The sequence below is a fragment of the Chitinophaga nivalis genome (assembly GCF_025989125.1).
Taxonomy (GTDB): domain Bacteria; phylum Bacteroidota; class Bacteroidia; order Chitinophagales; family Chitinophagaceae; genus Chitinophaga; species Chitinophaga nivalis.
This window is the reverse complement of sequence record NZ_JAPDNR010000001.1, coordinates 3,661,350-3,673,378: the sequence shown is the minus strand read 5'-3', so window position 1 is coordinate 3,673,378 and position 12,029 is coordinate 3,661,350. Positions and strand designations below refer to the sequence as shown.

Here is a 12,029-nt window from a genome sequence, read left to right as displayed (position 1 = left end):
CGATGATCCAGTATTTCACCAATATAGACTCCAGGACTGTTGAGATCAGCCAGCCTGAAAACGGCGCGTGGGTGAATATTACCCCGCCTTTAAAACAAGCAGAATTCGAAGAATTGTCCAACAAACTGGATATCCCCCTCGACTTCCTCACGGACTCCCTGGATATTGATGAAAAAGCGCGGTATGAGCTGGAAGATAACGTGAAACTCATCGTTATTAAAACGCCGACGGAAAATAACTCTTCCATCAATGAAAGCGATGCCTATTACATCACCATTCCGATTGTAATCATCCTCACGCACAACCAGATCATCACAGTCAACTCTTTCGACAACGCCGCCATTAAACGCTTCCTGACTACTTTCCACAACCGCTCTCCGGAAAAAAGGAATATGATGGTGCTGAAAATTTTCGAGAAAGTTGTCATGAACTTCCTCGATCACCTGAAAGAAATCAATCAGCGCAGAAATCTCCTGGAACAAAGACTGTACGCCGCCAACCGGAATGAGGAACTACTCGCCATCATGCGGATACAAAAAAGTCTGGTATACTTTGTAACAGCCCTGCGCAGTAATGAACTACTGCTCATGAAACTGGAACGTACCAATTTCCTGGGACTCAACGAAGATGAAAAAGAATTCCTCAACGACCTGATCGTAGATACCTCTCAGGCATTGGAAATGGCAAACATCTATACCAACATCCTGAGCAGCACCATGGATGCATTTGCCAGCATCATTTCCAACAACCTGAATCTCATCATGAAAAGGTTGACATCCATCACTATTGTATTAACTTTCCCCATGCTGGTGGCAAGTATTTACGGTATGAACGTGGATATCCCCTACCAACATACTTCTCACGCATTTTATATTCCCATCATCATTTCCATTATCATATCAGTTGTATTGAGCTGGTATTTTATGAAGAAAAAATTATTCTAAATTTAGGGCATCGCACTAAAAAGCGACACCTCTCCCGGCGGATCATAGCCAGCACCTCCTATTACAGCAGCTGTTAACTGTCACCTGCTGCATGTATCCCTATATCATAATCGTTTATTTGTCGCAATTTTATTGCTATTGATGCCCTTTTTGTCAAAGGTGCACCCCGGCCAACAGGCGGTTATGTATACGTTATCCGTTACCTGAACCAGATGAAAAAATAGAAAATGATAAAAGGTTCGGTTACATTATTAAGATGAAGTGTAAATTGCTATCTTTTCCGGAAAGGATTATTGACCATAAACAACTACGCTAAAAATAATACATCATGGCAAGCACAGGATTTAATGTAAGGGTATACGGGATCATGATCAACGACAAAAAACAGGTATTGGTGTCTGATGAGTATATCCGTGGGGGTTATTATACCAAATTTCCCGGCGGCGGACTGGAATTCGGAGAAGGTACACTGGAATGTATTGTACGGGAATGGCAGGAAGAACTGGGCCAGTCCGTGGAGGTAGCAGAACATATCTATACCACCGACTTCTTTCAGATCTCTGCATTCGATAACGAAACACAGATCATCTCTATTTATTACCTGGTGAAACCGCTCTCCCCTTTTCTGGCAGTGCCTTTGTCGCAGCCATTCGATTTTGCCGTACCGGAAGGCGCGGAAGAAATAGAACATCCCCGCTGGATGGATTGGGATGATTTTTCTGCGGCTGCGGTGACCCTACCTATTGATAAAGTAGTAGCAGACATCATTAAAAATAAATATTAAACCTGTTTTTTCGGGAGATGAACAACGGTTGTTCATCTCCCGAAAAAAAGTATTATGCCGTCTCCTTCCCCATGGCAGCCGCTTTCATCTTTGCAGCTGTTTCAGGTCCCAGGAATTTTTCGATCCGGTTTTCCAGTAAGTAAATAAGCGGCGTTAAAGCAATGGCCACTACAAATTTATAACTGTAATTCACCAGGCAGATAGCCAGTACGCGCTGCCAGCTCCAGTCGTTCCCCAATTTAAAGGCAATGTACAATACAATGAAGCTGTCTACCAGCTGCGATACCAGTGTAGAACCGGTAGCTCTCAGCCATACATGTTTTTCACCGGTACGCTTTTTTATCCTGTGGAAGACGGTAACGTCTACAATCTGGCTGACCAGAAAAGCAGTTAAACTACCCAGGATGATCCACATCCCCTGTCCGAAAATACTCTCAAAGGCCGTTTGCATATTAGGAATACCTGCTTCACTGCGGCTTCCCAGCCACCAGCCGTCTGCCGGTACTTTCATGGCCACAAAAAACATGATAAAAGCATAGAAGATCAGCCCCACCGCAATGTAGGAGATACGCCGCACAGCTTTAGGCCCAAAGTATTCATTCACAATATCCGTCATCACAAACTCCAGCGGCCATAACAGCACACCGGCTGTAAGCGTGTAGGCCAGCCCACTCTGGCCAAATAACGTAAAGGTATGTACGGGTAATCCCAGTAACTGTTCCAGTGAAAACAGTTTTCCCCCGATGCACTCCGCAATCAATGCATTGGCAACAAAAAAGCTGGTAAACAATACAAACAGCTTAGTGGGTTTATCGTTTAGTAACGTTTTTATCATCAGTAGTTAACTATAAGTTGAAAAATCAAAATAGCAATATTCAACAAATATAACCAGGGTGGTAGCGATTTCCACGATATTTTTCGCAGTAGTACCAGCACACCTGCCAATACGCATACCACCAGGTTCACGGGAAAAGCCACCCCCACCCCTAATACCAATACATGACTCACCACAGCATCCAGCTGGTGATTATAAACAGTAATGCGCAGTATTTCACCAATCAGAAAACACAGATTACAGATAAAAGCAAATTTTAACACAAAACGGATCAGGCGCATATTGAAATTTCGGATAAATTACAGTTATTTTTGTTTCTTTAAAACTAAATCAAAGATATCCGATGAAGCAAAACTGGCTAAAAGCCATTCTTCCACATCTCGCAGCAATAGGGATTTTCATTTTGCTGGCCGCGGTATATTGCGCTCCTGCACTGGAAGGCAAAATAGTAAACCAAAGCGACATGATGAACGTGGAGGGTATGGCCAAAGAAGCAAAGGACTTTTATGAAAAAACCGGCGAACATCCCCTATGGACTAACAGTATGTTCGCTGGTATGCCCACCTATGTGGTGTATACAGGTCCCGGCGCCAACAAGGTAGCCTATATGAACAGGGTAGCTACCCTATTCCTGCCAGCCCCTATCAATATGTTATTCATGGCCATGATCAGCATGTACCTGCTACTCTGCATCCTGGACTTCAAATACTGGATACGTATTATGGGAGCCATCGCTTTTGCGTTCTGTTCCTATAATGTGGTACTCATCAATTTCGGACACGTCACCAAAATGTGGGATATTGCCCTCATGCCGGCAGTACTGGCGGGTATTATTCTTGCTTTCAGGGGCCGCTATATCATCGGCGCCGCAGTCACCGCCCTGGCTACCGCCATGCTCATCTACAATAACCACCTCCAGATGATCTATTATACCCTGATCATGGTATTATGCCTGGCGGTAGGTGCTTTTGTACATGCGTTACAAACCAAAACACTGCCGCAATTCTTTAAAGCCAGCGTGGTACTCGTGATTGCCGCCGTACTGGCGAGCCTTCCTTCTATGGAGAATCTCCTGATCACCCGTGAGTATACCGATTATACCATGCGTGGTGGTAAATCAGAACTGACACTGGACGACACCGGCAAAGTACAGAAAAAATCTACCGGCCTGGATATCGACTACGCATTCGACTGGAGCTATGGTACCCTGGAATCTTTTACCATGCTCATTCCCGGATTCGTAGGTAACTCCTCCGGAGAAAAACTGAATACCGGTTCCCATGTGTATGAACAAATGGTGAGCCTCGGCGCTCCGCCGGCACAGGCAGAACAAATGATGGAACAAATGAAGTTCCCGATGTACTATGGTGCACAGGCGAGAGGTACTTCCGGTACAGTATATGTTGGCGCTATCATCTGTTTCCTTTTCGTACTGTCTTTATTGTTAGTAAAGAGCTGGCACAAATGGTGGCTCCTGGTAGTAACCGTAATTGGTTTCGTGCTGGCATGGGGTAAGAACTTCGGTATTATCAATAACTTCCTGTTCTATCACCTGCCGCTCTATAATAAATTCCGGGCCCCGGCCCAGGCCCTGGTGCTGCCTTCCCTGACCTTTGTGGTGTTGGCCGCATGGGCTTTACAGGAAGTAGCCAGCGGTAAACATACCAAACAGGAACTGCTGCTGAAACTGAAAAATGCCGTGTATATCACTGGTGGTCTCCTCCTCGTGGTAGGCGTATTCGGTTCCATGTTCCTGAACTTCAGTGGTCACAGCGATGCCAGTATGTTACAATACTTTGCTCAGATGATGGGTGGCGAAGAAAACGCCAAACTCATGATCCGCGCCCTGGAAAAAGACCGCAGCAGCCTGTTGTTGAAAGACAGTATCCGTTCCCTGGTATTTGTAGCCATTGCTGCAGGTACTATCTGGGCGTTCATCACCGATAAGCTGAAATGGCAAACAGCGGCTATCATCATTACCGTAGCCGTTACCATCGATCTGGTACAGGTAGATAAAAATTACCTGAACAACGAAAGCTTCGTGGAAGAAACCACCTTCATGACGCAGCTGGCGCCTTCTCAGGCCGACCTGCAAATCAAACAGGATCCGGACCCTTATTACCGCGTGTTTAATGTGACAACGAGTCCGTTTGACGATGCCACTCCTTCTTATTTCCATAAAAACATCGGTGGTTACAGCCCCGCTAAACTCTGGATCTACCAGGATCTGATCACGCACCAGATTGCCAAAAACAATATGAAAGTGTTGAACATGCTCAACACCAAATATTTCATCGTGCCTGATCAGCAATCCCGTCAGCCGGTAGCGCAGCGCAACCCGGATGCCTATGGCAATGCCTGGTTTGTAAAAGGCATACAGTGGGCCCCGGATGCCAACACCGAAATGAAAACACTGGATTACATGAATACCCGCGATTCTGCGGTTATCGATAAACGTTTCCAGGCACAACTGAGCAATTTCACCCCGGTGGCCGACAGTGCAGCAAACATCAAACTGACACAGTACAGCCTCAACAGCCTGCAGTATGCTTCCAACAATACACACGACGGTTTGGGTGTATTCTCTGAAATCTACTATCCTGCAGGATGGAGTGCGTACATCGATGGTAAACCAGCAGATATCATCCGGGCCGACTATGCTTTACGGGCCATCAAAATCCCGGCCGGACAGCATAAAATCGACATGAAGTTTGAACCAAAAACATTCTTCCTGGGTATGAAAATTTCCGGTATATCCTCTACGCTCCTGCTCATCCTCGTAGCAGTAGCCTTGATATGGGAAATCATTGCGCAGCGGAAAAAAGCAGCGTAAGCATTCCGGTTACCGATATAAAAAAGCGCCCCGCAGGATGTATCATCTTGCGGGGCGCTTTTTTATATCAGTTAGCTACTTAGTATTTTTTGGATAAAATATACCGGCAGGCAATGAAAACATGATTCAGGAAATTGGTCACCCGACCATAATGATGGCTCAGGATATGGTACCTCTCTTTCCAGGCCAGTTGCTGCTGTTGTTTGGAAGTACCGCCCACCCTGAACTTAGCCACTACCTGATGGGTATTGCAAATCTGCCGGGATGCTTTTAATGAACGGATCATCCAGTCGATATCCGCGCATACTTTATACTGCAGATCATATAACGGGCTGAGTGTACGGCGTATAATATATGCCTGGTGCGATACCACCATGCCATGCTGCAGGCTTTTCCAGGTAAGTTGTTCCGGTACGCGCTGCGGTGTCAGTACAGAACGCAGTCCGAGGTCGGCACCATTTTCGTCCATGAACATGGCTTCTCCGTAATATACATCTGCGTCGGTACAGCAGGCCAGCATTTTGGTAATCACTTCTTTATCTGCCAGTACATCGTCGGCATTCAGGAAAAACAGGTAGGTACCGGTGGCCAGCTGCATACCTTTATTCATGGCATCGTACAGGCCTTTATCTTTTTCTGATACAACGGTGGCAATGCGGGAACGGTACTGTTCCACAATCGCCATGGTGCCGTCTTTCGACGCACCATCCACAATAATGTATTCGATATGCGGATACGTCTGGCCCAGCACACTCTCAATCGTAGCTGCTATATATTTCTCCGCATTATAACAAACCGTTATAATACTCAATACCGGTGATGTACGTATATCCGTCACTGTTATACCTTTAGAATTTGTTGATCACGGCTACCACCTGTTCAATATCTGCTTTGGTATGATAATACGAACAAGGTAAACTTAATGTAGTACGGTGAATCTCTGCTGAAATAGGATAAGGTTGTGCAGCAATAATGCCCTGCATCGCCTTCTGGCGGTCCGGTGGCAACGGGTAATGGATATCCGTTTTCACCCCGTTGTCCAGCAGGTATTGTTTCAGTTCATCCCTGCGTTCATGCCGCACATTATAGATATGAAATACATCAAAGTAATCCGGATGCACCACCGGTTTGATGAAATCACTTTTAATTCCTTCCTGGTAAATAGCCGCCAGCGCCCGTTTGTGTTCGGTGATCTGTGCGAGGTGTTGTAGTTTCACCAGCAGAAAAGCTGCCTGTATTTCATCCAGGCGGGAATTCATGCCTACCAGCTCATTATAGTATTTTACATCAGAACCATAGTTACGCAAACGGCGGATCGTAGTAGCCAGTGCATCATCATTACACAACAGGCCACCGGCATCACCCAATGCGCCCAGGTTTTTGGTAGGGTAAAAACTGAATGCGCCAAACTCTCCGAAAGTACCGGTCAGCTGACCTTTGAAAGTAGCGGCATGTGACTGCGCACAATCTTCTATCAGTACCAGGTTATGTTTTTCCTTGATGGCCACAATCTTATCCATCTCACAACTTTTGCCGTACAGGTGCACAACAATAATAGCCCGGGTACGGGGCGTAATAGCCGCTTCTATCTGCGCAGGATCAATATTATAAGTATGAATATCCGGTTCTACCAGCACAGGTTTCAATCCGCATTCCACCACCGATAAAATAGTAGCGATATAGGTATTGGAAGGTACAATCACTTCATCGCCGGGAGCAAAGTTAAAAGCACGCAGGCTGAGTGTCAGCGCATCCAGACCGTTGGCCAGTCCCAGGAAGTGTTTGGAGCCATGGTACTGCGCATAGGTCGTCTCAAATTCTTTTACTTTATTGCCCAGTATATACCAACCGCTTTCCAGGGTTGCTGCAAAAGCGGCTTTAAATTCCTCAAAAAAAGGCTTGTTCAGTAAGCCCAGGTTTTCGTATTCTATCATAGCCGTGCGATTGATTAGTGAGCGTAAGGTTCAAAAATATAATCTGCTTTATCAAAATAGGTAGAAGCCATCACCAGTAATACCGCATCAGGTGTAAAGTGATGCATGGTATGCCAGTCTTCCGGTTCCAGGATCAGGCATTTATTAGGATGATCCAATACAAAATCGGTTTGTTCTTTTCCATTATCATTGGAAACAATACAGCGGCCATGTACACAGATGGCTGCCTGCACCGTCTGAATATGGCGATGTCCTCCACGCACGGAGTCGTCTACGCCATAGATATAAAAGAGCCTTTTGATCTCAAAAGGAATCTGCTTTTCTATCACGGTCAGACTGCCCCTGTTATCCTGATGCGTTGTTAAATCAATGATATACGCCATGGTGGTATGTTCTTATTTTAATAGCTCTGATAAAGGATAGATATGATATACATTGCGCAGTTTCCGCCAGATGGTCACCAGCAGCGGCTTGATGCCTGACGGCCGTGGACGGGCGCCATGCGGATCAAAGGAATGATCTATCTCCCCTATCTGTCTTTTCGCTGTTTCCAGTGCTGCCACATAAGGTTTATATAACAGCTTCTTTACGGCTGGCGCAATCAGGCGCCTGCCCAGCTCAATGGTATGATCTGTAAAATATTTCAGGTAATGGAAATGATAGAATATCGGCTCAAACTCTTTGCCGGTACCTATTTCCCGGCAACGTAGTTTTCCGGCCGAGCGGAATACCTCATATTGCTGGATGTTCCAGAGCGCCAGACCACCGCCCAGGTTTTCCATCACCCATACATTGGTGAAGCGGGTCAGCCAGTCGTCCAGGTATTTCTGATCACCGAATTTACCGTCTTCATGCCGGTCGTAACACCACTCCAGACAGGCTTCACGCCACCACTGCAAGGCTTCCATGCCCCAGCGGTTGTTGCGGAAAGTGATGTATTGTACGCAGTATTTTCCGCTCAGTTTACTTTTGTCATACATGGGGGTATACCTGTGTTCCGTGATCATCACGGCATGGTTACCCATTTCATCCATCAGTACCCGCGGATTATTATAGAAGTAAAGATCTGCATCGATATAGGTACAATGCCCCAGCTCATAGGTTTGAATACAATACAGAATGGTAGACGAGGAACAGGTCCAGCAGTATTCTGCGCGGCTGCGGCCGGGTTTCACCCGTAACAGTTCCGGGTCTTCAAATTCGGCCAGGGAAATAACCGTCATTTTAGGCAGCTGCATTTTACGCAGCACCTGCAAACATTTATCATCAAAAGCAAATACATACAGGTGGAACGTATCACAAACCGCTGCCAGCGATTCATACATGGCCAGTCCACGCGAAAGGTAATTGCTGTCAAACAGTGTACAGTAGTATAATGTAGTATCTCTTTCCTTCATAATCTTCAAAAAACGGTTCGCTATAAGTCCTTCACTTTTCGGATCAGTACAATATTATCGAGGTACAGATCTTCATTGGAAGGGGTAATCATACCCACTATGGAGCCCAGTACATTATTAGGAAACATGATACAGATCGTAGTGAAGATCCGCAGAAAACGGTACTTCACTGTTTTCTTATACAGATAACCATTCAACAATACCGTTAATACGCGCAGGTCGGCTACTGATTTCCGTTGCTCCACCATTTCAAAACCCATTCGTTCCAGCAGGCTTTTCAGCCCAAAGGAAGAATAGCGCGCATAATCATAAGGCTGTTCATGTTCATCCCAGGCAAATGGCACGGTGATAATCGCCTTGCCGCCGGGTTTCAATACCCGGTTGATCTGTTGCAGAAACTCATCCGGGTTGAATACATGTTCCAGTACCTGGTTACATAAAATCGCGTCAAATGTATGATTTTCGAACGGGAAACGGTTCCCGTCGTAAAACACATCTACATCCTTCTTTTCGCGGTTTAAAGTGGTATCTATTTCCAGCCCTGTGTAGGAATCTACCTGGAACAGCGCTTTGTAGGGTTTGGTACCGCAGCCTACATCCAGCAAACGGCCGGACAACTGCGGCGCTACCCGCGCCATTTCCTTATACAGTCCGCGACGGGCTATATAAAACGGATTGATCACCAGTCCCAGTGGCCCCGGATTAAATGTCTCTTTTTGTAATAACTGCTGGAAAAAACCCATGTCAAATTTTCTCTGTTTCTTGAATAACAATTTTACGGAACCAGCCCGGGAAGATGTTCCCCAGGCCATCAATGATCTTAAATCCTACCGGCACATAACGCGAGCGGGTCAGTTGCAGCCCGCCGGTTTGTTGCAGCAGTTCATTAAAATCCCGTAAGGATAGCTGGTGTATATGTCCGGTATTGTACCATTGATAGCCAAACAGCATAGGTTTGGGCATGCGGCCATATAACAGCATGTCCAGGCGGTTTCGAAAATACGCAAAATTGGGAAAGGAAATGATCTGGCGCCGGGAAATCCGCTTCATCTCTGCCAGTAAGGTTTCCGGATACAGTACCATTTGTATGGTTACATTGCAAACGGCCACATCAAATGCATTGTCTGCATAGGGCAGCTTTTCATCGATACGGCCTTCGGTCACCTGTAACCCTTTCTGTAAACAGGTGGCCACACCGGAGGGCGACAGTTCCATACCGATGCAGGTACATTGTTTTTCGTTGATCATCAACTCCATCAAAGCACCATTGCCACAGGCCAGGTCCACTACCTTGCTGCCGGGCGATAACAGATCCAGTACGGCTTCATATTCTCCTCTCCGTTCTGATGGGTAATCTTCATAATTGTAATTTCTGTTATCGTTACGCGTCATAGGTAAGTGACTATTTTTTTCTGATGGCTTTTATGATTTTGCCAAACAGGCTGCTTTTAATAGAACCGAAATAGCTGACAAATGCTGCCGTGGCTACCTCACTCGGCGCCACTGGTATCTTTTTCAGGAGTACCGGTGCGGCGGCCAGTGTTACGTCAAAATCGGCGGCATCTCCGGCATTCATATGCGTGCCGGAACCATCGGCACCAATATTCTGTACCAGCGATTTCGCCGGATACAGGGTAACCATATTTTTCAGAAAAGTAGCGGCGTACCAGCGGATTGCCCAGGAGTCGTTCTCCCCGCTGATCTGCTTCCGCAGCATTTTCATATAATCGTAGTTGTTATCAAAGTTAAAGGCGCGGCCTTCTCCTTTCAGGCGAAGGGTGTCATACAATTTTTTGCCATCCGGCTCAAATTGTTTCCAGGCACGGTCCCAGGTGGCCCATCCCCAGCAGTCGGCTCCCCTGATAAAAAAGGTCGGTGGCAGCTGTTCCGGCAACGGATATACATACCCGTGAATGCTGGCTACCTGCTCCTCGTCTTTATACAGCTCCAGGGCCCCGTTCATATACTGCAGGAAGTAGGGCGACAGTACCAGGTCATCTTCCAGGATGATAGCCCGGCCATGTTTGGCCAGTACGGCGGTAACAGCAGCAATGACAGAAACGGCCAGCCCTTCGTTCTGTACCTTTTCTGTAATATGTACGGTACCACACCAGTCGCGGCTGCGGATAATGCTGCGGGTAGCCGCTATGGCTGCCAGGTCGGCATCTGTACTGCTTTCCTTGGGGCCATCTGCAAATACATACAGCTCACTCTCCGCCGCTTCCGGGTTGGCAGCAAGACTTTCCAGCGCCCGCTTTGTCATTTCGGGCCGCTTATAAGCCATCAATATGATTGGTGCCAATGTTCCCATGCCTGTTATAATTACCCGCAAATTAAACCCATAATTGGCGGAAGTACAAAAATTTATAATAACTAATTATAAACTGTTTCAAATTAATAGTTAACGGCAACGACTATCCTTGCGCGGTATCCGGGTAGCCTGGTGGCTTACCGGCCGGCAGCAAACTGTGATTAACATGCTGAAAAGGAAAAACAACCGGAACAAGTAGCGGCCATCAAGGGCTACAACCTGCCTCCACCGGCAAAATACTTCTTCCAGTAAGGCTCGTTCAGATCACTGATCATCACGCCTGCACTGGTGGAAGCATGCACGAACTTGTCATTTTCCAGGTAGATACCTACGTGGGAGATACGTTTATGATGTATTTTAAAAAATACCAGGTCGCCTTCGTGCAGGTCCCGGGTACTTAATCTTCTTACCTGATTATACAGTTGTACGGAATTACCGGTTAAACTCAGCTGAAATACCGTATTGGCCAGCATCGCCACAAATCCCGAACAGTCGATACCATCTCTGGATTTACCACCCAGCCGGTAAGGCGTTCCCCACCACTCTTCTATAAATTTATAGAGCTGATGATTCAACACGTCTTCCACAGGCACATCCAGTAACTGGGCATATTTAAACTGCCAGCTCTGTGCATTTTCCAGATTGGCGCTGCCCCGGGTAATATTTTTACTGATACTTACTTCTTTATTGTTGTAGGAAGCACTATTACGCGTATGACGATTCGTAGCTATACCATCCAGAAATTCAACCCGGCGGTGATGTTCAGCAGTAGCTGGCTGTGGTGTTTTTCGTACCGTATTTTTTTTGATCGTTGCGCAGGAACTTATCGACAAGGCCCCCACCAGCATATTCACATACAGCTGTCCCTTTACTTTCATCATATCGTATGGCTAAATTTTCGCTAAAGTACAAATATACAGAGAATTATGAATCAAGCGAGTGGTATATACACGGCTTGCCCTTCACAGCAACACCAGTTGAAATGCAGTAC

The 12,029-nt window shown here is 46.3% G+C and carries 12 protein-coding genes; 3 read left to right on the top strand and 9 right to left on the bottom strand.

All coding sequences use genetic code 11. From position 1 onward, the window contains the following. Positions 1 to 2: 2 nt before the first annotated feature. Together OL444_RS14805 and OL444_RS14800 are read left to right on the top strand one after the other, a co-directional pair. On the top strand, positions 3 to 944 hold the full coding sequence (locus OL444_RS14805) for a magnesium transporter CorA family protein (RefSeq protein ID WP_264732174.1): 942 nt from the start codon (positions 3 to 5) through the stop codon (positions 942 to 944). Positions 945 to 1,272: 328 nt separating this feature from the next. Beyond that, positions 1,273 to 1,728: an NUDIX domain-containing protein gene (locus OL444_RS14800; protein WP_264732176.1), complete on the top strand. Its 456-nt coding sequence runs from the start codon at positions 1,273 to 1,275 to the stop codon at positions 1,726 to 1,728. Positions 1,729 to 1,780: 52 nt separating this feature from the next. Here OL444_RS14800 and OL444_RS14795 read toward each other — a convergent pair whose 3' ends face one another. Beyond that, positions 1,781 to 2,563 (bottom strand): queuosine precursor transporter, encoded by a 783-nt coding sequence (locus tag OL444_RS14795; RefSeq protein WP_264732178.1) that lies wholly within the window; start codon positions 2,561 to 2,563, stop codon positions 1,781 to 1,783. A 343-nt stretch (positions 2,564 to 2,906) separates the two neighbouring features. Here OL444_RS14795 and OL444_RS14790 point away from each other — a divergent pair, with 343 nt between their 5' ends. Then, positions 2,907 to 5,396 carry a YfhO family protein gene (locus OL444_RS14790; protein WP_264732180.1) on the top strand — a complete coding sequence of 830 codons (2,490 nt, stop codon included), beginning with the start codon at positions 2,907 to 2,909 and terminating at the stop codon, positions 5,394 to 5,396. Between the two features lie 79 nt (positions 5,397 to 5,475). Here the strand turns inward: OL444_RS14790 and OL444_RS14785 are convergent, their stop codons facing one another. From OL444_RS14785 to OL444_RS14750, 8 genes are all read right to left on the bottom strand, one after another. Beyond that, positions 5,476 to 6,234: a glycosyltransferase family 2 protein gene (locus tag OL444_RS14785; protein WP_264732182.1), complete on the bottom strand. Its 759-nt coding sequence runs from the start codon at positions 6,232 to 6,234 to the stop codon at positions 5,476 to 5,478. Positions 6,235 to 6,244: 10 nt separating this feature from the next. Next, positions 6,245 to 7,330 carry a DegT/DnrJ/EryC1/StrS family aminotransferase gene (locus OL444_RS14780; protein ID WP_264732184.1) on the bottom strand — a complete coding sequence of 362 codons (1,086 nt, stop codon included), beginning with the start codon at positions 7,328 to 7,330 and terminating at the stop codon, positions 6,245 to 6,247. Between the two features lie 14 nt (positions 7,331 to 7,344). After that, positions 7,345 to 7,713, bottom strand: a complete 369-nt coding sequence (locus OL444_RS14775; RefSeq protein ID WP_264732186.1) for a sugar 3,4-ketoisomerase — start codon at positions 7,711 to 7,713, stop codon at positions 7,345 to 7,347. Between the two features lie 12 nt (positions 7,714 to 7,725). After that, the gene (locus tag OL444_RS14770; RefSeq protein WP_264732187.1) at positions 7,726 to 8,727 is read right to left on the bottom strand and encodes a hypothetical protein; all 1,002 of its coding nucleotides are present in this window, start codon (positions 8,725 to 8,727) and stop codon (positions 7,726 to 7,728) included. Positions 8,728 to 8,747: 20 nt separating this feature from the next. Beyond that, the gene (locus OL444_RS14765) at positions 8,748 to 9,470 is read right to left on the bottom strand and encodes a class I SAM-dependent methyltransferase (RefSeq protein WP_264732189.1); all 723 of its coding nucleotides are present in this window, start codon (positions 9,468 to 9,470) and stop codon (positions 8,748 to 8,750) included. A gap of 1 nt (position 9,471) precedes the next feature. Further along, positions 9,472 to 10,119, bottom strand: a complete 648-nt coding sequence (locus OL444_RS14760) for a methionine biosynthesis protein MetW (RefSeq protein ID WP_264732191.1) — start codon at positions 10,117 to 10,119, stop codon at positions 9,472 to 9,474. A 10-nt stretch (positions 10,120 to 10,129) separates the two neighbouring features. After that, a complete protein-coding gene (locus OL444_RS14755) occupies positions 10,130 to 11,038 on the bottom strand; it encodes a glycosyltransferase family protein (RefSeq protein ID WP_264732193.1) in 909 nt (302 codons plus the stop codon). A gap of 212 nt (positions 11,039 to 11,250) precedes the next feature. Then, entirely contained in the window at positions 11,251 to 11,919 is a 669-nt protein-coding gene (locus tag OL444_RS14750; protein WP_264732195.1) for a C40 family peptidase, read from the bottom strand. Positions 11,920 to 12,029 lie beyond the last annotated feature (110 nt).